General features: G+C 73.4%; 18 protein-coding genes. 10 read left to right on the top strand and 8 right to left on the bottom strand.

Annotated elements, in window-relative coordinates; all coding sequences use genetic code 11:
* Window positions 1–58 precede the first annotated feature (58 nt).
* The 3 genes from WMF20_RS41005 to WMF20_RS40995 all read left to right on the top strand — a co-directional run bounded on the left by WMF20_RS41005 (window position 59) and on the right by WMF20_RS40995 (window position 3,864).
* Window positions 59–796 carry a ComF family protein gene (locus tag WMF20_RS41005; protein ID WP_437607139.1) on the top strand — a complete coding sequence of 246 codons (738 nt, stop codon included), beginning with the start codon at window positions 59–61 and terminating at the stop codon, window positions 794–796.
* A gap of 1,097 nt (window positions 797–1,893) precedes the next feature.
* Window positions 1,894–2,919, top strand: a complete 1,026-nt coding sequence (locus tag WMF20_RS41000; protein ID WP_129579348.1) for a polysaccharide deacetylase family protein — start codon at window positions 1,894–1,896, stop codon at window positions 2,917–2,919.
* A gap of 210 nt (window positions 2,920–3,129) precedes the next feature.
* Window positions 3,130–3,864, top strand: coding sequence for a hypothetical protein (locus tag WMF20_RS40995; RefSeq protein ID WP_437607138.1), 735 nt, complete (start codon window positions 3,130–3,132; stop codon window positions 3,862–3,864).
* Between the two features lie 43 nt (window positions 3,865–3,907).
* On the opposite strand, the gene WMF20_RS40990 is transcribed toward WMF20_RS40995, so the two are convergent.
* Window positions 3,908–4,972, bottom strand: a complete 1,065-nt coding sequence (locus WMF20_RS40990; RefSeq protein WP_129579347.1) for an endonuclease/exonuclease/phosphatase family protein — start codon at window positions 4,970–4,972, stop codon at window positions 3,908–3,910.
* 14 nt (window positions 4,973–4,986) lie between these two features.
* Between WMF20_RS40990 and WMF20_RS40985 the strand changes: the two genes are divergently transcribed.
* Window positions 4,987–5,448, top strand: coding sequence for a hypothetical protein (locus WMF20_RS40985; RefSeq protein ID WP_437607137.1), 462 nt, complete (start codon window positions 4,987–4,989; stop codon window positions 5,446–5,448).
* Window positions 5,449–5,521: 73 nt separating this feature from the next.
* On the opposite strand, the gene WMF20_RS40980 is transcribed toward WMF20_RS40985, so the two are convergent.
* Window positions 5,522–6,937, bottom strand: a complete 1,416-nt coding sequence (locus tag WMF20_RS40980; protein WP_437607136.1) for a hypothetical protein — start codon at window positions 6,935–6,937, stop codon at window positions 5,522–5,524.
* 179 nt (window positions 6,938–7,116) lie between these two features.
* Between WMF20_RS40980 and WMF20_RS40975 the strand changes: the two genes are divergently transcribed.
* Window positions 7,117–7,920: a hypothetical protein gene (locus WMF20_RS40975; RefSeq protein WP_272826765.1), complete on the top strand. Its 804-nt coding sequence runs from the start codon at window positions 7,117–7,119 to the stop codon at window positions 7,918–7,920.
* 61 nt (window positions 7,921–7,981) lie between these two features.
* Here WMF20_RS40975 and WMF20_RS40970 read toward each other — a convergent pair whose 3' ends face one another.
* Together WMF20_RS40970 and WMF20_RS40965 are read right to left on the bottom strand one after the other, a co-directional pair.
* Window positions 7,982–9,394: a DUF4331 domain-containing protein gene (locus WMF20_RS40970; RefSeq protein WP_437607135.1), complete on the bottom strand. Its 1,413-nt coding sequence runs from the start codon at window positions 9,392–9,394 to the stop codon at window positions 7,982–7,984.
* Window positions 9,395–9,426: 32 nt separating this feature from the next.
* Window positions 9,427–10,506: a hypothetical protein gene (locus WMF20_RS40965; RefSeq protein ID WP_437607134.1), complete on the bottom strand. Its 1,080-nt coding sequence runs from the start codon at window positions 10,504–10,506 to the stop codon at window positions 9,427–9,429.
* Window positions 10,507–10,782: 276 nt separating this feature from the next.
* Between WMF20_RS40965 and kbl the strand changes: the two genes are divergently transcribed.
* Window positions 10,783–11,973, top strand: a complete 1,191-nt coding sequence (kbl, locus tag WMF20_RS40960; protein WP_437607133.1) for a glycine C-acetyltransferase — start codon at window positions 10,783–10,785, stop codon at window positions 11,971–11,973.
* Window positions 11,974–11,978: 5 nt separating this feature from the next.
* On the opposite strand, the gene WMF20_RS40955 is transcribed toward kbl, so the two are convergent.
* The 4 genes from WMF20_RS40955 to WMF20_RS40940 all read right to left on the bottom strand — a co-directional run bounded on the left by WMF20_RS40955 (window position 11,979) and on the right by WMF20_RS40940 (window position 16,829).
* Entirely contained in the window at window positions 11,979–13,148 is a 1,170-nt protein-coding gene (locus tag WMF20_RS40955) for a zinc-binding dehydrogenase (protein WP_437607132.1), read from the bottom strand.
* Window positions 13,149–13,285: 137 nt separating this feature from the next.
* Window positions 13,286–13,951, bottom strand: coding sequence for a hypothetical protein (locus tag WMF20_RS40950; protein WP_437607131.1), 666 nt, complete (start codon window positions 13,949–13,951; stop codon window positions 13,286–13,288).
* A 114-nt stretch (window positions 13,952–14,065) separates the two neighbouring features.
* Window positions 14,066–15,520, bottom strand: coding sequence for a signal peptidase I (lepB, locus tag WMF20_RS40945; RefSeq protein ID WP_437607130.1), 1,455 nt, complete (start codon window positions 15,518–15,520; stop codon window positions 14,066–14,068).
* Between the two features lie 235 nt (window positions 15,521–15,755).
* Window positions 15,756–16,829, bottom strand: coding sequence for a hypothetical protein (locus tag WMF20_RS40940; RefSeq protein WP_165374448.1), 1,074 nt, complete (start codon window positions 16,827–16,829; stop codon window positions 15,756–15,758).
* A gap of 118 nt (window positions 16,830–16,947) precedes the next feature.
* On the opposite strand from WMF20_RS40940, the gene WMF20_RS40935 reads away from it, so the two are divergent.
* From WMF20_RS40935 to WMF20_RS40920, 4 genes are all read left to right on the top strand, one after another.
* Window positions 16,948–17,946, top strand: coding sequence for an NAD(P)H-dependent glycerol-3-phosphate dehydrogenase (locus tag WMF20_RS40935; protein ID WP_437607129.1), 999 nt, complete (start codon window positions 16,948–16,950; stop codon window positions 17,944–17,946).
* Between the two features lie 93 nt (window positions 17,947–18,039).
* On the top strand, window positions 18,040–19,104 hold the full coding sequence (locus WMF20_RS40930) for a hypothetical protein (RefSeq protein WP_437607128.1): 1,065 nt from the start codon (window positions 18,040–18,042) through the stop codon (window positions 19,102–19,104).
* 50 nt (window positions 19,105–19,154) lie between these two features.
* Entirely contained in the window at window positions 19,155–21,098 is a 1,944-nt protein-coding gene (locus WMF20_RS40925) for a sigma 54-interacting transcriptional regulator (protein ID WP_437607127.1), read from the top strand.
* Window positions 21,098–23,557 (top strand): endonuclease MutS2, encoded by a 2,460-nt coding sequence (locus WMF20_RS40920; RefSeq protein ID WP_437607126.1) that lies wholly within the window; start codon window positions 21,098–21,100, stop codon window positions 23,555–23,557. The genes WMF20_RS40925 and WMF20_RS40920 overlap by 1 nt, the downstream gene beginning before the upstream one ends.
* Window positions 23,558–23,582 lie beyond the last annotated feature (25 nt).

The following is a 23,582-nucleotide window of genomic DNA, read 5'->3' as shown; positions in this document are numbered from 1 at the left end:
CTTTCGTCCGATCGCGCAACCGCGCGCCCGCTCCTGACGATGAACGCGCTGGCAGCCCATGAGCCCTTCCCGCGCCCTCGTCGCCGCAATCCGCTTCCTGGCCGCCGTCGCTGCGCGTGCGCTCAGCCCACCGGCCTGCGCCGCCTGTGACGCCGCCATCGCAGCTGGCGCGGTATTTTGCTCCGACTGCGCGCGGACCACCGTGCCGTACGCGGAGCGCCCGCCGCGGAGGGCGGTGGGGGCCAGCGCGGCGGGCGTCGATCTCGTCGCGTTCGCGCCGTTCGGCGGGGCGGTCGCGGAGGGGATCCGGCGCTTCAAGTACGGGGATCGGCCGGACCTCGCGCGCCCGCTAGGCCGGTTGCTGCTCGGCGCGGCGCGCGACGCCGAGGTGAGCGCCGACCTCGTGGTCCCGGTGCCGCTGCATCCGCGCCGTCTCGCCGAGCGGGGGTACAACCAGGCGGCCTTGCTGGCCGCGCACGTCGCCGACGGACTTCCGGCGTCGATGGCCCCGCGGGCGCTTTGCCGCGTCCGTCCCACGGCGCAGCAGGCGCAGCTCCCGCGGGATCTCCGCCTGCAGAACGTGGTGGGGGCGTTCCGGGTCCGCGCTCCGGAGCGCGTGCACGGCCGGCGGGTCGCGCTGGTCGATGACGTGGCCACGACCGGCGCCACGCTCGCGGCGTGCCGGGACGCGCTCCTCGGCGCGGGGGCTGCTTCGGTCACCTATCTCGTTCTCGCGACGACCGAGAGCGGCGGGGACGAGCTCAGAAGGCCGCCTCTGTCAGCGCACCGCACTTGATGCGGACCGTCCTGCCCTCGGCGAGCCATCGCGTACCGTTGCGCGTCGGCTCGCCGAGCCGCACGAAAAAGCGTCCGCAGCGCACCTCGATGGGCTGATTGCTGGGACCCACCGCCACGCCCGTGACGTACACGGTCGCGTTCTGGGAGGAGTTGAGCTTGAGGAAGCCGTAGCCGCGGCGCGGGCTCCGCGGAGCGCTCTCTTCGGCCTGGGAGGCCGGCGGGGGTGGAGGCGCGGGCGCTGCCTCGGGGCTGGGCTGGGGTGGGGGCGCGGCGGGAGGCGGCGGGGGTGGAGGCGCGGGCGCTGCCTCGGGGCTGGGCTGGGGTGGAGGCGCGGGGGGCGTGGCGGGAGGCGGCGGGGGTGCGGCCTGCGCAGCGGCGTCGGTCGCGCTCGTCGGGGGCTGGGCGGTCAGCTGCACGGGGGCGGCTGCTTGCTTTGAGGCTGCGGTGTTCGAGGCTGCGGTGACGACGCTGGCGGGATCGCTGGCCGCCATGTTCGCCGGGAGAGCCTCCCGGCTGCGCTCTGCGAGCCAGGGCAGGCTCGTCTCGACGGCGTAGACGCCCAGCGCAAACACGATCGCTGCCGTCGTGAGGGCAACGCCGATGGTGCCGAGGGGCGAGAGCGGCTTCGACGGATGGCCGTCAGCCGACCCAGGTTGGGGCCCGTCCCCAGCCGACCCAGGTTGGGGCCCGTCCCCAGCCGACCCAGGTTGGGGCGAGAGCGGCTTCGACGGATGGCCGTCAGCCGACCCAGGTTGGGGCCCGCCCCCAGCCGACCCAGGTTGGGGCGCCCCCTCGGTCGACCCAGGTTGGGGCCCGTCCCCAGCCGACCCAGGTTGATGCGCCCTCTCGCCAGCCGACCCAGGTTGGGGCGCATTCTCGGCCGACCGAGGTTGAGGCGCGTCCGTCGAGAACATCGCCGCCAGTCTAGCGGGATCGTCCGCCGCCGAACCGGACTCTCCCGCTCGGCGGCCCACCGTCCGGCGCGCAGGTGCGCTCCCTCGGAACAGCTCCGGAGAGCGAGCACGGACGCTGTTTGTGTGCTGGAATACATTCGTGTACGTCGTCGCACATCCACTGACGTGGGTTCGCAGGGGGATGCCACACGGCCGTCGCGCGCTGGCCGCCGGCGCGCTCGACACCCTCGGGCTCCTGGATCGCTTCCTGTGGCTGCGCGCGAAGCTCCGGCTGCCCGTGCTCTCCGTGTTCACCTACCACCGCATCGCCGAGCTCTCCGACGTCGACGAGCTCGATCCCGGCGTCGCCGAGGTGAGCGCGCGCGAGTTCGAGGAGCAGCTCGCGGTCATCAAGGCGCACTGCACGGTGGTGTCGCTCCGGGACGTGCGGCGCTTCGCCAAGGGCCGGAAGCTCCCGCCGAACCCCGTCATGGTCGCGTTCGACGACGGCTACCGCGACAACCACGACGTCGCCTTGCCCCTCCTCCAGCGCGCCGGCGTCACGGCCACGTTCTTCGTCGCCACCGAGTACCCCGGCAAGGGGCGCCTCTTCTGGTGGGACCGCGTCGCGCTCCTCATGCACCGGTGCCGGCGAGCGCGCGTCGAGCTCGCCTACCCAGCGACGCTCGTGCTCGAGCCGCAGCGCGATCCGGTCGCCGCGGCGACGCTCGTCTGCCAGACCATCAAGCGCACGTCCGGCGTCGACATCGGCCGCCTCTGGGACGAGGTCGAGCGCGCCACGGGCGTATCGATCGACCTCTGCGAGGAGCGCGCGATCGCGGCCAGGACGATCATGGACTGGCACCAGATCGCGGCGCTGCGGCGGGCGGGCATGGACGTGCAGTCGCACTCGCACAGCCACCGGGTCCTCCAGACGCTGTCGCCCGAGGAGGCCACGCGCGATCTCGCGCGCTCCCGCCGCGTCCTCTCCGACGCCTTGAACGAGGCCGTGCACGCGGTCGCGTACCCCGTCGGCTACAGCCTGTGCGGCGCGTTCCATCGCGCCGTGAGGGAGGCCGGGTTCGAGATCGGCTTCACCAACAACTCCGGCCTTTGCACGCTCTCGTCCTTCGATCCCCTGAACTTCCCGCGCATCGCCATGGACCGCGGGCAGATCGGCGCGCTCTTCAAGCTCAAGCTGCTCATCGGCCAGCGGCCCGGCCGCTGATCGGGCAAAGCCCCCGCGCCGCTCCGCCGCCGCGCTCTCCGGCCCGCCGCGCTCGCCCCCCGAGCGTCCCCGCTCGCTCGCGGCCGCCTCCGCCGGCGCGGCCGTGGCCTGCGCTGTGCACGTGCACCGTCGCTGGGCCGGTTCTGCACGCGCATGGCCTCGATGGCCAGGAAAGCTGCTTCGCAGCCTGTCCGACGAAGGGAGGCTCTCGTGAAACGCACAATCCGTGGTCGCAGCTCCCGCGCCGCCTTGTCCATGCTCGGCGCGGCCTCGCTGATCTCTGCAGCCCTGGCCTCGGGATGCGGCGGCTCACCGCCGCAGGCGGCTCCCGCCAAGTCGCCCGCGCGGCCCGCGCCCGAGGCGCGCGACGGGCGGGGGGAGCAGCGGAGGGGGACCGTCGAGCAACGCGCGCAAGGCGAGCAACGCGAGCAGCGCGAGGCGCAGCGCGCGTGGTGCGTGTACCTCGAGGCGCTCTACGAGCGGGCCACCGAGCAATCGAAGGGCTGGCCCAAGTTCGAGCAATGCACCCGGATGACCACGATGGCCTCGCCGAGGATGCTCCGCGCCACCTCGGAGTGCTCGCTGGCAGCGCTGAGGCGGTTCGAGGGCGATCCCTTCACCGCCGCCTACGCGGAGGAGGTGAGCCGCTGCGGCTCCGAGGCGATGACGGCCACCACGCTTCCGCGGTCGGATCTCGCGCCGTTCATGGCCGTCCTCTGCGGTCGAATCGCCGGGTGCGGAGACCTCGACTACGACACCTGCCGGCAGAGCCTCGAGGAGGGGCTCGGCCCGCAGCTCGAGCGGGCGATCGGCGCGATGAACAGCCGCGGCCGGCAGGAAGTCCGCGCCTGCTTCGGCAAGCTCGCGTGCGGCGGCGATCTCGGCCCGCAGATCTCCGCGTGCCTCGAGCCCATCATGGACGACCTGCTCTGGCTGCCGGGGTGAGCGCCCGGACGCGCCACGGCGGCAGCGCTGCGCGGCGCGGCGGTCAGCCGGAGGTGCCCGGCAGGCGGCAGCGCGCGATCAGCGGGACGTGATCGGAGAGGCCGGCGAAGGCGCCCTTGTGCCCGAACGGGTGCGTGCCCGCGAAGTCGAGCCACTCGAGGCGCTCGGACGAGTACACGTGATCGAGGTGCATGCGCAGGTTCATGAAGCCGGCCGTCGGGAAGGCGCGCGCCTCGGTCTCGGAGAGGCAGCGGACCTTGGCGAACGCGTCCACGAAGCCGATCTCCTCGCGCAGGAAGCGATCGACCGACGAGCCCGGCAGCGAGTTGAAGTCGCCGACCACGACGAAGTTGTCGCTCCGGCGCTCGCGGCGGACGAAGTCGGCGAGCACGCGCGCCTCCTCGAGCTGGTTCGGCCCGAACCCCATCCGCGCCTCGCCGGTCCAGAACTCCCTCGAGAACACGCTCGGCAGGCTGAGGTGGGTGTTGAACACATCGAACGTCTGGCCGCTCTCGTGCTCGAACGACACATGCGCGCAGATGCGCGTCTGCTTCAGGCGCTTGACCCTCCGCCGGTGGGTGATGTCGTGCGGGCGCTCTGCGTTGTGGTGTCCGATGCGGAACGTGTCGCGCGCGATCACCGCGAGCCCGGTCGTGTAGATGTTCGTCCGCGAGGTGAGCCTGTAGGCGTGCGCGGGGAAGTAGTAGGCGACGTAGCGCTCGGGCCGCTCTGCGTGCACCAGCGCCGCGTGCAGCTCGGTCATCAGGCGATCGAGCTGCGTCTCCTCCGGGTGCCAGCGCGGGTTCATCGTCGAGGAGCGCAGCGACTGCGTCTCCACTTCCTGGAGGCACACGAGATCGGGCAGCGGGGAGAGCCGCGCCAGCGTCGTCGCGATCCGGGTGATCGCGGCGCTGGTCGAGGCGATGCCCCGCGTGCCGTGCCCGAAGTAGCGGACGTTATACGTGATGATCCTGAGCGGCGTGGCGCCGTCGGCCGCCGCCGCGACGCCGCGGCGCGCGCCGCGCGCCTCGCCCGCGGAGCGGCCGTCAGGCGCCGAGTCCTCGGGGATTGTGCCGTTCGAACCAGGTGGGAGGCGCCGCTCGGTCATGTATCCTCTCGCCCATGGGCAAGAACATCATCGTTTCCGAGGATACCATTCGTGACCTGCTGGAAGCGCATGCCTCCCTCTCCGCCTGGTACTATGAGCTCTGGTCGGCGCTGCGGGTCGCGAAAGCGTCTGCGAGCGCCCCCGATGATGCGGCCCGTGCGGCGTTTGTCGAGCGGATGGCCACGAGCTTCCCGGAGGTCGCGTCGATCGCCCGTTCCATCCGGGTGCCGAGGATGTTCGTCCCACCTCCGCCCGCCGTGAGCATACCCCCGGTCGCGACCGCGGAGGGCGAGGCCGCGGAGGAGGCCCCGACAGCGGTCGAGCCCGCTCCCGCCCGGCTCCGCGAGCTCCACGGCCAACCACCCAAGAGCCAGCCGGGCTCTGGCTCCGCCGATGAGCCCGCTCGTGCGCCGTCGCAGCCCGCGATCGCTCCTCCACCGCTGGTGATCCCATCGACGGTGAAATACGACACCTGAGGTCGCTGGCGGCGAGATCGGACTCGGCCTGATGCGCGCCCAGCGCGCCGTCTGACGCGCGCTGGGCGCGCCGTCAGCGGGCTCGGCCGCCGCGGGAAGTCCGCCGCGCAAGGAGCTGCTCGGCCTCCGCGGCTCCCGTCAAATCGAACCTCGGGTTCAGATCGAGCGCAGCGCGCACGAGCCGCTCGCCGTGCTCCAGGTCTCCCAGCGCGATCCGGATCGCCCCCGCATGATAGAGCAGGCGCGCGTCCCTGGTGCCGAGGGCCAGCGCCCTGTCGCTCGCGGCGCGCGCTTCGGACAGCCTGCCGGCGCGGTACAGCGCCCAGGCGAGGGTGTCCTCGGTGTAGATGTCCCCGCGGGCGGCGCGCTCCGCGGCGGCGAGCCGCACGGCCTCGTCGCGCTCCAGGCCCTTGGTCGCGTAGTACAGCGCGAGCGTCCGGCGATCGGAGAGGCGCCCGGCGGCGACCGCGCTGTCGTAGGCCCGCGCCGCGCCGGCGCGGTCGCCAGCGGCCGCCCTCGCGTCGCCGAGCAGCCACGCGATCTCCGCCTCCGGGCTCTGCCGGTGGGCCCGCTCGAGCAGCTCGACGGCGCGGCTCCACGCGCCGCGGGCCAGCGCGACGCGCGCTCTGCCGGCGAGCGCCGGCGGATACTCGCCCTGCGCGGCCAGCGCCCGCTCGAAGCCCCGGTCCGCGGCCTCGTGGTCGCCCTCGTGCCAGAACATCGCGGCCGCCTGCGTCAGCGCCCACGCGAGCGCCTCGGGCTCGCGCGGATCGCCCGCGTCGATCGCGAGGCGCATGATCCGCTTCGCGGTCGCCGCGTCGCCCTGGAGCCAGCGGAGGTGCGCGGCCCGCGCGTAGGACGGCAGGCCCGGCCGCAGATCGACCATCCGCTGCGCCGCCGCGACCGCCGCCTCGAAGCGACCGAGCCCGAGCTCCGCGTCGCTGAGCGTCCCGAGCGCGAGCGTATCGCCCCCGTCCCGCGAGAGGGCCCGCTCGGCGGCGTCGCGCGCCTCGACGAACCTGCGGTCGTGGAGCAGCGCGAGGCCGAGCAGGGCGAGCGACGCGCGATCGCCCTCCGCCTGCGCGATCGCGATCTCCGCGCACGCGTGAGCGCGGCGGTAGAGCGACGGATCGCCCGAGGCGCGCGCCTTCTCGATCCACGCGAAGCCGAGCGCGCTCCAGAGATCCGCGCCGCCCGGCGCCTTCGCGAGCCGCCGCGCCAGCGCCTCGATCTCGCGATCCGCGGCGCTCGCGCCCGCCGGCGCCGCGAGCGCGAGCCTGCGCGCCGCGTCGAGGCTCGAGGGCGCCGGCGCCTCGTCAGGGCGCGCGATCAACGCTGGCGCGGCCGGCAAATCTGGCGCGGCCGGCAACGCTGGCGCTGCCGACGACGCCGGCGCGGCCGGGACGGCGTCGGCGCGCGAGCGCCCGGAGCAGCCGAGGCTCCCGCTCAGGACAACGCGGGCGAAGAGGCGAGCCGTTCGTCTCAGCATCGGAGCGCCGACCTCCTTTCGCGCAGGAGCTCCGCCCGGGGCGAGCCGCGCTTCTCACCGAGGCGTCGCGACCTCGATCCGATCGCGAAAGAGCTTGCCTCGCCGATCGGCGCCGGCAAGCTCGCCGCTCCAGCGCATCGCTCGATCGGCCAGCAGCGCGCAGCGCGGAGGAGATCGCATTGCCTGTCTCGACGGATCGCGACCGCCTGCGGCGGCTCTGCGCCGCGGCGCTGATCCTGCAACTCGGCGCCGCCTGCGCGCGCGCGCAGCGCAGCTCGCCGGACGCGGACGCGGGCGCGGCATCCCCGCCGGACACAGGCGAGACCCGGGCGCCCCCGCCGGACGCGGGCGCGACAGCAGCGTCCTCGCCGGACACGGGCTCCTCGCCGAGCGGTTCCTCGCCGAGCGGCTCCTCACCGACGCCGCCCGCCGACACCCCGGTCGGCGACGAGATCGCCCCCGTCTACCCGAAGGCCGAGGGCGCGCCGGATCCGCTCGCGGCGCGGCTGTGCGAGGCGCTGCACGCGCTCCCCGCGCGGCGCAAGGCGGCGTGCTGCGGCGGCGGTCCGGGCTTCCATGCCGGCGCGGAGTGCGCGCGCGCGCTGAGCTTCGCGCTCCGCGCGAAGGCCGTGACCCTGTCGACCGATGCGGTCGGCCGCTGCGTCGAGGCGATGGCGCGATCGCTCGAGGGGTGCGACTGGGTCGCTCCGGTCGCCGCCCCGGTTCCATCGGCGTGCGAGGGGATCGTCCGGGGCGCGCTCGGCGAGGGGGCGCGGTGCCGGTCGTCGCTCGAGTGCGCGGACGGGCTGCGTTGCGACGGCGTCGGACCCACCGACGCGGGCATCTGCCGCGCCCCGCGCGCCGCGGGCCCGTGCGGCCTCTCCGTCGACGCGCTGGCCGCGGTCACCCGCCAGACGCGCTACGCCGAGGCGCACCCCGAGTGCCGCGGCCGCTGCGCCGGGCGCGCGTGCGCGGCGCCGTGACACACGCGGCGCCGTGACGCGCGCGGCGCCGTGACGGGCGCGCGGCGCCGCGACGGCCGGCTCAGGGCCGGAAATGCCCCTGGGTCGCGCCTTCCCAGGCGGTCGCGAGGTACGGGAACGCCGGCAGGAACCGCGCGTCGTTCGCCGCGACCCCGTCGCCCGCCGTCGTCCCGGGCGCGCCGGTCAGGAGCAGCGTGAGCACGGCGTCGGTGACGTCGGTCTGCTCATGATCCGCGCCGGGCACCAGCGCGCGGCCGTTCGGAAAGGCCGACGGCATGCCCAGATCGATCCGGAGCACGTCGCCGACCGTCTCCAGGTTGTGCCCCCCGAGGCGCGCAGGCTTCAGGTTGAACAGATCGATGAGGTCGGTCCGGTTCTGCTTCAGCGCCTCGGGATCGAACCCCGCGAGCGGCTGGCCGGCCCGGTAAAGGCCGGCGAACTCGGCGTCGCGCACCAGGATCGGGTTCAGGAAGTACGCCCCGAAGTTGGCGAGGTCGTCGCGCGGGTGCGCGCGGTTGTACTTGTCCTTGTCCTGCAGGCCGATGATCCAGGTGTTGACGAGCGGCAGGCCGACCCGCGACACCTGCACCCACGGCCCCAGGCCATCCTCCTTGCCGTTCGCGCGCAGGATCCGCACCTTGCGGCGGCTCGCGGAGGCCCAGACGCCGAGCGTCTGCCGGTCGCTCGGCCCCGGCGTCGGCGCCGACCCGCCGTTGACCACCGCGAGCGGGATCTCGAGCGCGAGCGCGTGGACGTTGAAGCCGGCGAGGTTGTCGCGCCCGGCGCACGACGGGTTCGGCGCCGCGAGGAGCGGGCACAGCCCCGCGAGGTCGAACGCGCGGCCGAGGTCGGCGTAGAAGCCGTCGTCGCGCGGCCCGGCCCAGGCGCGCCCCTCGCCGCCGGCCATCTGCTTGAGGAACTTCGAGGACGTCGCGAAGGCAGGGTAGCCGCCGCCGGTGATCTGGTAGGCGAGCTGGTTCGTCCGCCTCCCGATGTTCGGCGGCGCGACCGGCGCGTCGGCCAGGATGACCTTCGACGCTCCGCCCTCGATCTTCGTGATGGTGTACGTCTGCTCCGCGCCGGCGAGCTGCGCGAAGAACTCGTTGCCGCCGCTCGGCGCCGGCGTGAGCCCCGCCGGATCGGCCGCCCGGTACGGCGTGGTCGAGAACCGGAACTGGTAGGTCAGCGCGTCCTCGAGGCTCGACGGCCCGCGGGCGATGTGCACCTCGTAGAGCACGTCGTCCGAGAAGCCGTGGAAATTCGGCCCGCCGGCGGGCTCCTCGAGCGGGATGTAGCTCGCGAGGATCACGAGGTTCGCGCCCTCGACCCACGCGTAGAGATCGGTGTTGTCGGCGGCCGGATCCCCGGCGATCGCCGGCGCCTCGCGGTGGCTCGACGCGGCGGCGAGGCCGGGTGCGCTGAGCGCGGCGCACGCCGCGATGGCGGCGGCGACGCGCGACGGTCGGTGGATCATGCGTGCGGGTCCTCCCATCGCTCCTCTGCAGCTCACGGCCCGAGCAGGAACACCGAGCCCTGCTCCTGGGCCCTGTGATCGACGAACGCGAAGACGTCGGCGCCCTTCGCCCGGTGCAGCCCGCCGGGCTCGTCGTGGCCCGGGGCGCCGGTGGGCGTCGCCGAGCGCGCCCCGGACGCCACCTCGATCCGCACGACCTCGTCGGCGCCTCGGGCCACGTCGCGCGCGAGCACGAGCAGCGCCGCGTCGTCGCGCGTCAGCGCGAGCCCGCACGGATAGCCGACGTGGAGCCCGGTCGCGAACGCGCTCACGAAGCCGTCCTCGATCCGGAAGATCGTCGCCGTCCGGTCGGGGCTCGCGAGGGTGTCGCACACGAACACGGCGCCCCCGCCGGCGACGGCGACCCCGCTCGGATCGACCAGCGGGCTCCCCGTGGCGATCGCGGAGGCCTCGCCGCCGCGCGCCGGCAGGGCGAACACGCCGGGCTGGCCGCCCTCGCGATCGCGCCCCGAGAACACGATCCGCTCCTCGCCGTCCGCGCCCCGGACGATCTCGAGGCCGCGCGCGCGCATCCCCTCGCCGCCGCGGACCGGCGCGACGGCGCCGCCGGGCATGTCGATCGCGAAGAGCGCGCCCGCGTCGAGCGCGCCCGCGTCGTCGAGCGCCGCGCTGCCCGCGCCCGGATCGGCCACGAAGAGCCGGCCGCCGTCCGCGCTCGCCGCGATCCCGAGCGGCGCGACGAAGGGCGGTCCGACCGCGATCTCGGTGGAGCCCGCGCCGCCGCGCGCGCTGGTCCTGAAGACGCCGGCCCTGCCGTCCGCGTCGATCCCGGTGAAGTACACGTACGCCGCGCCCGCGTCCGGCGTCGCGTCGAACGCGATCGCCGGGGCGAGCGTCGAGATCGCGTAGGGAGCATCGCCGCCTGCGCCCCCCCCGCCGCCCGCACCGCTCGTCGTGGTCGCGCCCACCGTGCCCGCGGCGGAGCCCGCGATGGTCCGTCCCGGCGCGTCCTCTGCGCGGCTGCAACCCGGGTTGCCCGCGGCGGCCGACAGCGACGCGACGGCGCACAGCACGCCGGCGCTCCGCCGGAAGTCCCCCCTGGCTTCCGTCATGCCTGCTCCTCCCGGCGGCGCTCGTGCGCCCGGCGCGTCGGCGCACGCACGCGCGCGCCGCGCGGCGATCGCGCGGCGCCGAACGCGGCCGTTCTGCCACGGCGCTCCGGGATCGAGTAGGCCTCTGCCGCGCCGCGCGCGACAAAGGCGCGCGCACCCTGCCTCTCGTGTCCGGGTCCGCCCGCCGGCGCTCAGGCCGGCGAGCAGCGCCGCGCGGCAGGACCGTACGGCGTTCCCCCGTCGACCCGCTGAGAGCCCCGTTTTATAAAGACATCCATGTTCGATGTCGCTCGGTCATTGTACGCACGGGCGTTGGAGGACATCCGTGCGGCGGGTCTCTACAAGGAAGAGCGGATCCTCGCGACGCCGCAGGGGCCGGCGATCCGGACCGAGGGGGGCGCCTCGGTCCTCAATTTCTGCGCGAACAACTACCTTGGCCTGTCGTCGCACCCGGCCGTGATCGGCGCGGCGAAGCAGGCGCTCGACTCGCACGGCTTCGGCCTCTCCAGCGTCCGCTTCATCTGCGGCACGCAGGACCTGCACCGCCGGCTGGAGTCAAGGATTGCCCGCTTCTTCGGCACCGAGGACGCGATCCTCTACTCGTCCTGCTTCGACGCGAACGGCGGCCTGTTCGAGACGCTCCTCGGCGAGGAGGACGCCGTCATCTCGGACGCGCTGAACCACGCCTCGATCATCGACGGCATCCGCCTCTGCAAGGCCGAGCGGCACCGCTACCCGAACGGGGACATGGCCGCCCTCGAGGACATCCTCCGCAAGACGAAGGGCAAGCGGCTCCGGCTCATCGCCACCGACGGCGTGTTCTCGATGGATGGATACCTGGCCAAGCTCGATACCATCTGCGATCTCGCCGACAAGTACCGCGCGATGGTGATGGTCGACGACTCGCACGCGACCGGGTTCATCGGGCAGACGGGGCGCGGGACCGCGGAGCTCTGCGGGGTCATGCACCGGGTCGACGTGATCACCTCCACCCTGGGCAAGGCGCTCGGCGGGGCGAGCGGCGGCTTCACCACCGGCCGGCAGGAGATCGTCGACCTGCTCCGGCAGCGCTCGCGGCCGTACCTGTTCTCCAACACGCTCGCGCCCGCGATCGCCGGCGCCTCGATCGCCGTGTTCGACCTCATCGACGCCGAGCCCTCGCTGCGCCAGCAGGTGATGGAGAATGCGCGCCGCTTCCGGCAGGGGATCACGCAGGCCGGGTTTACCGTCAAGCCGGGCATCCACCCGATCGTGCCCATCATGCTGGGCGAGGCGCGGCTCGCGAACGAGATGGCGAAGGCGCTCCTCGCCGAGGGCATCTACGTCATCGGCTTCTCCTACCCCGTCGTGCCGAAGGGCGAGGCCCGCATCCGGGTGCAGCTCTCCGCCGCGCACGAGCCCGCGCACATCGATCGGGCGATCGAGGCCTTCCGCGAGGTCGGCCGGCAGCTCGGCGTCGTCGGCTGACCGGCTCAGTACCGGAGGATCACCTTGGGGTGGTTCGAGATCGCCTCCTGGAAGGCCGCCGGGTCGTAGTCGTTGAAATCGAACACCGTCTCCTGGCCCCGGTTCAGGATGACCTCCCAGATGAGGTCGTGGATGTTCGGATCGCGCGACTCGAGCAGGTGGCGCGTGATGTGCCACGTCTCGAACATGCGGCGGCCGATCACGCTGTGGAGGCTGATGCCGTCGACGATGAGGCGATCGAAGTTCTCGATCACCGCGTCGCCGCTCTTCAGGCCGAAGAGGATCACGTCGCCCCCGCGCCTCGCCGCGTGGATCGCGTTGTTCACGCTGCTGTTCACGCCGCTCATCTCGAGCACGACGTCGACGCCGACCCCGTCCGTCAGCTTGCGCACCCGCTCCGTCAGCTCGGGATCGCTCGCGTGGGGACGCTCGGGGCTCGCCCGGTGCGGTCGCAGGACCACGTCGGCGCCCAGGCGGCGGGCCATCTCGGCGTTCCGCTCGAGCGGCTCGACGCCGATGATGTAGATGGCCCCCATCGCGCGCGCGATCGCGACCGCGAACAGGCCGATGGTGCCGCAGCCGAAGATGGCCACGCGCTTGCCGCGGAGGTTCACCTTGGTGCACGCGTGCACGGCGTTGCCGAACGGCTCCTGCACCGCGGCGACCTCCGGCCGGATCCTCGCGATGTCCGTGCGCCACAGGTTCTTCGCCGGCAGCTTGACGAGCTCGGCGAAGCAGCCATCCTCGCTGATCCCGATGATCTTGTCGTCGGCGCACACGTGGGTGTCGCCGATGCGGCACTGGTAGCAGGCGCCGCAGGCGATGTGGCTCTCGGTCGACACGATGTCGCCGACCTCCAGCCCGAAGGTCCGCCGCGCGTCGGTCCCGAGGTCGACGACCCGGCCGAGCAGCTCGTGGCCGATCGTGCGCGTCGCCTTCCGGTCGCGATCGAGCGATTTGAAGATCATGTCCTTGAAGGCGCCGCGGAACCAGATGCCGCGATCCGAGCCGCAGAAGCCCGTCATGATCGGCTTCACCAGGACGCTCGCGCGATCGTGGTAGTCCTTCGCCTCGTTGATCGCCGGGCGCTCGACCTCGTCCTTCGACAGCCCGACGGTGGACTCCCACGGCTGCTTCTCGCGGTTGTACGTCAGCGCCCACATCGTGTCGCTCATGCACCAGGCTCCTGTCTGGAGGTTCGAGGCGCACGCAGCTGGCGCTCGGGCGCCTCGGGCCTGTGTAGCGTGGCGCGCGAACGAGCGAGCGCCCATCAGAAAATTGCGCTCGGGCTGCTCACCCCGTCGGCACAATCCTACGGCTTCTTCAGGATGATCTTGCGCCGCGCGCCGCCGTCCGCCGCGCCCGCGTCGGGGGTGGTGCCGGAGCCGGTCGCCCCCGCGTCGCCGACGGCGGTCGTCCCTGCGTCGGGGGTGGTGCCGGAGCCGGTCGCCCCCGCGTCGGGGGTGGTACCGGAGCCGGTCGTCCCCGCGTCGGTGCCCGTGCCCCCGGCGGTCGGCGCGCCCGCGTCGGCCGTCTTGGGCGCAGCGGACGCGGACGCCGCCGCCGGGCGGGGCTCGGCGTCGGTCACGGCCGTCGCGCGGCTGTCGTTCACCTTGAGCTCGATCCACCCCAGCGTGGGCTGGCCCCCGCTCTGGAAGGCCACGAGCATCCAGTCCTGGTAGCTCGCCTTGAGGTCGACGACCGCGCCGCCGTCGAGCCGCGCGAGCTCCTTCGACGTGGCGTCCGCCGACTGGTACACGGCGAACTGCTGCGCCAGGCGCCGGCGCCCGGGCTGGGGCTCCATGGTCGGGTACGTGGCCACGTACCCGACGAGGTCCGTCGCCGCGGGCGCCACCGGGGGCGCCGAGGCCGCCGAGGTCGCTGCGCTCGTCGTCGAGGCCTCCTCCCTGCTGCACCCGGCTCCAGCGAGCAAGCTGCCCGCGAGCACCAGGCTCCACATCTCGACCGCACGTGCCATCGTCTCCTCCGTCGCCTCGGGCCGGGGGACGCGCTGCGTCGGCCCGAGGGCCGGGGCAACGTACACGACCGCCGCAGGGAGCGCAGCTCCCCACGCTCGCTCGTTTTGGCGGCCTCAGCGCTTGGATTGCCCGCGCGCGGGCGCGGGCGGCGGGGTCGTCTCGGAGACGGGCGGCCGCTCGCGCAGGCACTTGTCGAGGCCGTCCTGCAGCGTCGCCTCGTGCGCGCCGGGGAGCTTCGGGCGGCCCATCACGTTCACGAAGAGGCGATCCTGCGCGATGCCGCCGCCCGGCCCGAAGCTCATCCACACGAACATCGCGCGCCCCTTGATGTTCTCGAAGGGCACGCCCGCGCCGAGCCCGCCGCGCCAGCTGCGCGAGTCGTGGCTGTTGTTGCGGTTGTCGCCCATCACCCACGCCTCGTCGGCGGCCACCTTGAAGGGGCCCTGGAGCATGCCGCAGATGCCGCCCCGGCACGTGGAGCCCGGCGTGCAGTCGTCGTTCGCGACGCACATCGTCTCGTCGGGGTTCGTGTCGTAGAGCGTGAAGTACGACTTCTCCCCGAGGAACTCGACGAACAGCTCCGCCTGCCGGCCCTCGTAGCGGTAGGGGCCGACGTGGCAGTGGGGGACGAGCCAGCCGTTGAGGATGGGGCGGCCGTTGATGGCCTCCAGCGTGTCGCCCGGGATGGCGATCGTCCGCTTGATGAAGTCCTGCTCCTTGTTCTCCGGGAACTTGAACACCATCACGTCGCCCCGCGACGGCGGCAGGCGAGGGAAGAGGCGCTGGTCGGTCCAGGGGATGAGCGGGCCGTAGGTGAACTTGTTGACGAAGATGTGGTCGCCGACCATGAGGGTCGGGATCATCGAGCCGCTCGGGATCTTGAACGCCTCGACGACGAAGGCGCGCAGGATGAGCGCCACGGCGACGGCGATGCCGATCGACTCGGCGTACTCGCGCATCTCGCCCTTGCGCCAGCGGCCGAGGTGCTCGCCGACCGTGCGATCGGCGCGGCTGAGGGCGGCGTCGAACTCGTCGGCGTCGAACGTCTCGGCGCTCATCGCGCGCTCGAGGGCGGCGATCGCCTGCATCACCTGCTCGCGCTCGCCGCTCGTCAGCTCGCGCTCGACGTCGCGCTTCCGGCTGCGCAGGATCCGGTGCGCCTCCTCGAGGAGCGCCGCGGCGTCCTCGAAGCGGGCGCGCACCTTCGGCGGGATGTCCCGGCGGCCGCCGACGCCGATCGCCGACGCGAACGGCAGCTCGTAGCGGAACCGCCAGAGGATCATCGCGAAGATCGTGAAGAGCACGATACCCGCCGGGATCTGCTGCTCGGCGACGAAGACGCGGAGCGGCTGGGTGCTCCCGCTCTCGGACGACGGGGTGAGCAGCCAGACGTTCACGACCGCGAGCGCGAACGGCACGAGGCAGATCCACACGAGGTGGAACAGGAAGCGCAGCACCCGGCCGTCCCGGCCGCCCGGCGGAGGGGAGCCGCCGGCCCCACGCGCATCAGCGCCTCCGGTCGCCTTGGCCGCGCTGACGCGGGGCTCCGAGCTCGAGCTGCCCCTCATCGGGGATCGGAACTCCGAGCTTGCGGGCCGATTGGCCGCGACCGACGGGACGCTCTGGGGTTGTTCATCGGGGCGCGGCGGCAAGAGAGAGCTTATGTATACGCCGACCCTCGCCGCGGCAAGTGCGCAGGCGCGGCGGGCGGCGAGCGGTCCGTCGTCGCCGGCCGCGTTGCCGTCCGAGCCGCCGGCGCTGGCGTCCGCGCCGTCGGCGCTCCCGTCCGCGTCGCCGCCGCCGTCACGGCGCGTCCCCCGTCTCGACGGCGTAGCTCACCAGGGCGGCCCGGTCGTCGCGGGCGTACGTCGTCGGCTGCGTCCGCCCAGCGGTGTTCGTGTTGTCGATGACCAGGTAATACTGCCCCTGGGGCAGCGGCACCGTCCGCCGCCAGGGGGCGCCGGAGTACACCGGCTCGTCGAGCAGGGGCGCCGCGGAGAGCGGCGGCGGCGCGGCCTGCGTCAGGTACGCCTGGAGCCACTGTTCGCCGGCGGTCCGGGGCACGAGGATCACGTCCACGCCCGGCGCGCCGTCGACGGCGACCGTGAGCGTCATGGCCTCGCCGCTGTCCGTGATCTCCAGCGGGCCGATGTAATCGCGCTGGCCCTGGTGCACCTCGGTGCGCTCGTTCGCCAGGAGCAGCCGGCCGTTGTCGCGCCGCGCGTAGGGGGCCTGGGGCCGCTGCCCCTTCTCGATGATGCCGAGGCCGAACTGCACCGCGCCGTCGTCGTCGCGGATGACCGTGAACCCCCGGGCGATCTCGGTCTTCACGAGCTGGGCGCCGAGCGCGTTGGCGTACGCGCTGCCCTGGGCCAACGACACGCCGCCGAGCGAGATCGCGGCGGGCTGCTCGATGAGCTTGGTCGTGAAGCTCGCCGCCGTGGTCGACCGCTGACGGAAGTACACGTACATCGTGTCGCCATCCATCAGGAAGTCGTGATCGTACTCGACGGCCGCGCTCGCATCGAAGCTCATGCGCTTGGTCAGGTTCGTCCAGACCACGCCGCTGCCGCCGAACTGGAGGAAGAGGTTGCCGTTCGCGAGCTCCTGGGCGACGCAGGTGCCCGGGTAGAACCGGCCGGTCACCGGATCCTCGTCGCGGAGGCGCAGCGGCACGCTCCGCTTCCGCATCTCGCTGCAGAGCTGGCTCGTCGCGAAGGACAGGATCGCCCTGCGGAGCGACAGGTTCCCCGGATCGTTGACGACGCCCGGCATGACGCCGAGCGCGCCCTGGCCGCACGCGCCGCCCACCGTCCCGAGCACGGAGAGGCAGAGCGCGAGGCCGAGCGCGCGCAGCGCGGCGGTGCGGAAGAGCATGGGCGCAGCATAGTCGAAACGCCGGCGGATCGAGCGGCGCGCCGCGTGCGTCCGCTCAGCCGGGGGCGCGGGGCACGCCGCTTTCGGCCCGGCGCGCCGGTGGTGGTAGGGTCGCTCCATGGCGAACGTCGCAGTCATCGGGGCCGGCGCCTGGGGGACGGCGCTGGCGAAGTTGCTGGCGGACAAGGGCAACCCCACCGCGCTCTGGGCGCACCAGGGGGAGCTGGCCGAGCGCATCGAGCGCGAGCGCCAGAACCACCGCTACCTGCCCGGCGTGGAGCTGCCCGGGAGCCTGCGCGCGACGGGCGATCTCGATGGCGCGCTCCGCGGCGCGGAGCTCGTCGTCGTGGTCGTGCCGTCGCACGCGCTGCGGGAGGTGGTCCGCGAGGCCAGGCGCCACATCCCGGAGGGCGCGCTCGTCTGCAGCGCGACGAAGGGTATCGAGAACGACTCGCTGATGCTGATGAGCGAGGTGCTCGTCGACGAGCTCGGGCGCGAGGCCGAGCCGCGGCTGTCGTACCTGTCGGGCCCGAGCTTCGCGCGGGAGGTGGCGGCCGGCCAGCCCACCACCGTGGTGGTCGCGGGCAGGGGCCCGCGGGAGACGCACGCGGTGCAGCGCATGCTCGCGACGGATCGGTTCCGGGTCTACTCGTCCGATGACGTCGTGGGCGTCGAGGTCGGCGGCGCCCTCAAGAACGTCGTCGCCATCGCGGCCGGCATCTGCGACGGCCTCGGCCTCGGCCACAACGCGCGCGCCGGGCTCATCACGCGCGGCCTCGCGGAGATCGGCCGCATGGCGGCGGCGAAGGGGGCGAACCCGCTCACGCTGGCGGGGCTCTCCGGGATGGGCGACCTGGTGCTCACGTGCACGGGCGAGCTGTCGCGCAACCGCACCGTCGGGCTCGAGATGGGCAGGGGACGGAAGCTCGAGGAGATCCTCGAGGGCCTCGGGCACGTCGCCGAGGGGGTGAAGACGGCGAAGAGCGCGTACGACCTCGCGGACAAGCTGGGCGTGAGCGCGCCGATCACGGTCGAGGTGTACCGCATGCTCTACGAGGGAAAGCCGCCGCCGCAGGCCGTCGTCGACCTCATGACCCGCGCGCTGACGAAGGAGTGAGGAAGAGCGAGGCGCGGGGGCGGCTCGGGGGAAGGAGCTTTCTCGCGCCGCGCGCGCGCCTCGCCGTGCGCGAGCGTGTAAAGTGGCGGCGCGATGCACACGCGACCTCTCGTGAGTCTCCTCTCCGCGATCCTCATGTCGAGCGTCAGCTGGACGGCCTCTGCCCAGTACGGCGCGCCGCCCTACGGTCAGCAGGGCGGCGCGTACGGGGGCCAGTACGGCGCGCCGTATGGAGGTCAATACGGCGCGCCGTACGGCGGCTACGCCTATACGCCGCCGAAGAGCCAGCCCAAGTCGACGCCGCTCGAGGTCGGCTATCTCTACGCCACGTCCGTGGCCTACGGCGTGGGGACCGGCATCTGGTTCGACGCGCTCGTCGGCATCGACGATCCCGGGGTGCAGTTCATCGCGCCCGCGCTCCTCGGCGTCGCGGCGCCCGTCGGGGTCTACTTCCTCGACTCGCCGCCGATGCCGCGCGGCATGCCGTCCGCGATCGCCACCGGCATGGTGATCGGCGCGGGCGAGGGGCTCGGCGTCGCCTCCTACCAGTACGTCAGCGCGCGCAAGGGCGAGGAGTGGGGCTTCCTCGGGCTCGCCACCTCCGAGGTGATCGGCTCCACCGTCGGCGGCGCGCTGGGCTGGGGCTTTTACCATCTGCTCCGGCCCAAGCCGCAGACCAACATGCTCATCGCCTCGGGCGCGGTGTGGGGCTCCCTCGTCGGCAGCGCGTTCGGGGCCGCCGCCAGCAACGGCGGCTGGAGCGAGGCGAACGACAGCATCTCGCTCGGGGGGCTGATCGGGTTCAACGTCGCGACCGCGGGCGCCGTCGGCCTGTCGATCGCCTGGACGCCCTCGTGGAACCAGCTCGCGTGGATGTGGGGCGGCCTCGGCATCGGCACGGTGGTGTCGCTGCCCATCTACTTCGCGTACATCGGCAGCGATCACGACCCGCGCCGCGGCCTCATCGCCCAGGGCGCGGCGGGCACCCTCGGCATCGTGGCGGGCGCCTTGTTCCTCGGGAAGCCGGACCCGCGCGGCGAGGTCGCCCTGGACGAGCCGGAGGAGCGCGGCGATCCCCCGTTCGCGCGCGTGCTCGGCGGCGGCGTGGTGCCTTACCAGGGCGGCATGGGCGCCGTCGTCATCGGAGAGCTCTGGTAAGCCGCGGTGCGCAGGCCAACACGGCTGCATGGGGCCGCGGCGCGCCTGCTATGCTGCTGGCGATGCCGACCCTGAAGTATTTCGCCTCCGAGGGCGCGCCACGCCTGTACAGCGTCCACAAGCCGGTCACGACGATCGGCAAGGCGCTCGGAAACGACGTCGCGGTCGCGGGGGCCGGGGTGCTGGAGCATCACGCGCAGATCGTGTTCGACGGGCGCGACTTCGTGCTCGAGGAGTGCGAGCGCGACGGCGAGATCGCGATCAACGGCAAGAAGAAGCGGCGCGCGCGGCTGGTGCACGGCGACCGGCTCCAGCTCGGCTCGGTCGAGATCGGGTTCTCGATGTTCGCCGAGGCGCCGACGGTCCAGGAGCGGCTCCCCGCGTGCGACGGCGAGGCGGAGCGGCCCGCGCCCGCGCAGGGCTCGTCGGAGCTCGCGGGCGTCCGCAAGCTGTTCGCGTTCAGCGAGAAGCTCATCAACCGGCGCAGCGTCGACGAGCTCCTCGAGGCGATGCTCGACGACGTCATCGAGCTGACCCACGCCGACAAGGGCTTCCTGCTGCTCCTCGAGGGCGCGGAGGCGGCGGCCGACACGGCGGTCCGCGGCGGCGCCCCGGCCGCGGCCGCGGCCGGCGACCGCAAGCTCGCGGTGCGCGCGTCGCGCAACATCCGCAAGGAGGCCATCACCGACGCCGCCGGGGGGATCTCGGACAGCATCGTGCGGCAGGTCATCTCCTCGGGCCGCCCCGTGATCGTCTCCGACGCGCTCGCCGACACGCAGTTCGGCCGGAGCGACAGCGTCATCGCGATGAAGCTCTCGAGCGTGATGTGCGCGCCGCTCCTGTCGCAGGGCCAGATCATCGGCGCGCTCTACGTCGGCAACGACAAGATCAAGCACCTCTTCGATCGCGCCCAGCTCGACCTGCTCAGCATCTTCGCGTCCCAGGCCTCGCTCATCCTCCAGAACGCGATGCTCCTGAACGCCCTCCGGGCCGACAAGGCCAAGCTCGTCGCCGAGCTGCACGACAAGAAGTTCGGCGAGATCATCGGCGCCTGCCCGTCGATGCTCGAGGTGTTCCGCAAGCTCCAGAAGGTCGCGGCGACCGACATCAGCGTGCTCATCACGGGGGAGACGGGGACCGGGAAGGAGCTCATCGCGAGGGAGCTGCACCGGCGCAGCCCGCGCGAGGGCGGCCCCTTCGTCACCATCAACTGCGGCGCGATCCCCGAGAACCTCATCGAGAGCGAGCTCTTCGGCCACGTGAAGGGCGCCTTCACCGGCGCCATCGCCAGCCGCCCGGGCAAGTTCCAGGTCGCCGACAAGGGCACGCTGTTCCTCGACGAGATCGGCGAGCTCCCGCTGAACCTCCAGGTGAAGCTCCTCCGCGCCCTCCAGGAGCGGGTGGTCTTCCGCGTCGGCGACTCGAAGCCCGAGAAGGTCGACATCCGCATCGTCGCCGCCACGAACCGCAACCTCGAGGACGAGATCCGCGCCGGCAACTTCCGGGAGGATCTCTACTACCGGCTCAACGTCGTGAACCTGTGGCTCCCGCCGCTGCGCGAGCGGGGCGACGACGTGCTGATCATCGCCAAGGTCTTGCTCTCGAAGTACGCGGACGAGCTCGGCAGCCCCGTGCGCGGCTTCAGCCCGGCCGCCCTCGCCGCGATCAAGAAGTACTCCTGGCCGGGCAACATCCGGCAGCTCGAGAACCGCATCAAGAAGGCGCTGGTCCTCTGCGATCAGGCGCTCCTCGCCGTGGAGGACCTCGATCTCGGCCCCGGCGCCGAGACGGCGATCATGCCGCTCGAGAAGGCCAAGGAGGAGTTCCAACGGCGGTACGTGCTGGAGGCGCTCGAGCGCAACAACGGCAACCGCACGCAGACCGCCCGCGACCTCGGCGTCGACCCGCGCACCATCTTCCGCTACCTCGAGAAGGAGCAGAACCCGATGCCGAGCGGGGCCGGCGGCGTGGCCCGCGATCCGACCGAAGCGTGATGGAATACAACCCCGAAGGGCCCTTCGCAGATCCCTGTCCGACCAAGACCCGCGCCGATCTGGAGTGGGACCGCATCCTCGAGGCGCTCGCGGAGCGCTGCGCGTCGCGCGCCGGCAAGCGGCTCGCGCGGGCCCTGCCGTTCGCGTCGACGCGCGCCGAGGCGATGACGATGCTCGCGGAGGTGCGCGAGGCGGTCGAGCTCGCCCGGACCGGGGAGCCGGTGCCGGCGCGCGACGTCGCGGAGCTCGAGGACGCGCTCGACCGGGCGCGCATCGGCGCGTCGCTCGCCAACGAGGAGCTCCGCGCCGTGCTCGGCCTGCTCGAGGCCGCCCGGACCGCGCGGCAGTACCTGCAGGGCCGGCGCCAGATCGCGCCCGCGCTCTACGCGGCGTGCGCGACGAACCCGGAGCTCGACGCCGTGGCGCGCGAGCTCGCGTCGGCCTTCGATCCGGACGGCACGCTCTCGGATCGCGCCTCGCCCCGCCTGGAGGCGCTGCGCGCGGAGCGGCGCGCGGTGCGCGATCGGCTCGTCCGCCGCCTCGAGGACCTGATCAACAAGCACGAGGACATCCTCCAGGACCGCTACTGGACCGAGCGCGACGGGCGCTACGTGCTCCCGGTGCGGTCCGACGCGCACGAGCGCTTCCCCGGCATCGTCCACGCGACCAGCGCGAGCGGCGCCACCGTGTTCGTCGAGCCCCGGGTGCTCGTCGAGACCGGCAACCGGATGAAGATGGTCGACGCCGAGGTCGCGCGCGAGGAGCAGGCGATCTACGCGGCGCTCACCGCCCGCGTGGCCGAGGACATCGAGAGCGTCGCGGCCGCCGCCCGCGCGCTGGCCCACGCCGACGTGCGCGCCGCCGCCGCGCGGCTCGCGAAGGACCTCGACCTCACCTTCCCGGAGGTCCCCGAGGGCGCCTTCGCCGTGGATCGCGGCGCCTCCGAGGCCGCGGCGCGCCCGACCTCCATCGAGCTCGTCGGCGGCCGCCATCCGCTCCTCGCGCTCGACGGCGTGAAGGTGGTCCCGAGCGATCTCTCGATGAGCGCGGGCCGCGCGATGATCGTCTCCGGGCCGAACGCCGGCGGCAAGACGGTGGCCCTGAAGACGCTCGGCCTCGCGGCCCTGATGATCCGCGCGGGCCTGCCGGTCGCGGCGCGGGAGGGCTCGCGGGTCGCGCTCTTCGACGTCGTGCTGACCGACGTCGGCGACGACCAGAACCTCCACAAGAACCTGTCGACCTTCAGCGCCCACGTGAAGAACCTGGGGCGCATCCTCGGCGAGACGCGCCCCGGCGCGCTCGTCCTGCTCGACGAGCTCGCCGGCGGCACCGATCCGCGCGAGGGCGAGGCGCTCGCCGCGTCCGTGCTCGACTCGCTCTGCGCGCGCGGCGGCACCGTCGTCTGCACCACGCACTACGAGGGCCTCAAGGCGCTCGCGCTCGGCGATCAGCGCTTCGAGAACGCCTCGGTCGGCTTCGATCTCGCCACCATGAGCCCGACCTTCCGGCTCGTCGTCGGCGTGCCCGGCGCCTCGAGCGCGCTCGCCGTCGCGCGTCGGTTCGGCATCCCGGGCACCGTGCTCGAGCGGGCCGAGCGCTTCCTCACGAAGGAGGCGGTCACCTTCGAGCAGATGGTCGAGAAGCTCTCCGCCGAGCGCCGCGCGCTCGAGCTCGCGCGCGAGGACGCCGAGCGCGAGGCGGCCGCCTCGCGGGCGAAGCGGCGCGAGCTGGAGAGCGAGATCGAGCGGCTCCGGGACAAGGAGCGCGGCGTGCTCACGCGGGAGGGGGAGGCGCTGCTCGCCAGCCTGCGGCGCGCGCGCGAGGACCTCAAGGCGGCGCAGTCGCGGCTGCGCGGCAAGCCCACCGAGGAGGACCTGCGGGCGGCCGCGCGCGCCATGGATGCGGTGGGGCAGAAGACGTCGATCGGCGGCGAGCTCGAGCTCCGCCCGAAGGACGAGCCGCCGGCGCGGCCGGCGGTCGATCCGGCGGCCATCCGCGTCGGCGCGCGCGTCTACGTGCCCCGCCTGCGGGCCGAGGCCGAGGTGGTCGAGGTCCTCTCGGGCGGCCAGCTGCGGGTCGCCGCCGGCGCGCTCAAGCTCACGACCTCGATCGCCGAGCTGCGCGGCGCCGGCGCGCCGCCGGCGGCCCCGGCGCCGCCGCAGCGCCGCGTCGACCTGGACGCGGCGGCGGACCCCGACGTGCCGATCCAGACGGCGGACAACACCGTGGATCTCCGCGGCCTGCGCGCGCACGAGGCGGTCGCGATGGCCGAGCAGTTCCTCGACCGCTCGCTCGGCGCGGGCCGCCGGGTCACGTTCTTCGTCCACGGGCACGGCACGGGCGCCCTGCGCGACGCCGTCCGCGAGGCGCTGCGCGGGAGCCCCTACGTGGCGCGCATCCGCCCGGGCGGCCCCAGCGAGGGCGGCGACGGCGTGACGGTCGCGTGGCTGAAGTGGTGAGCGGCCGTCGCCGCGGCGCTCAGCG

The sequence above is a fragment of the Sorangium sp. So ce834 genome (assembly GCF_051521425.1).
Taxonomy (GTDB): domain Bacteria; phylum Myxococcota_A; class Polyangia; order Polyangiales; family Polyangiaceae; genus Sorangium; species Sorangium cellulosum_D.
The sequence above is the reverse complement of the archived record's forward strand: the minus strand, read 5'-3'. Positions and strand labels throughout refer to the sequence as shown.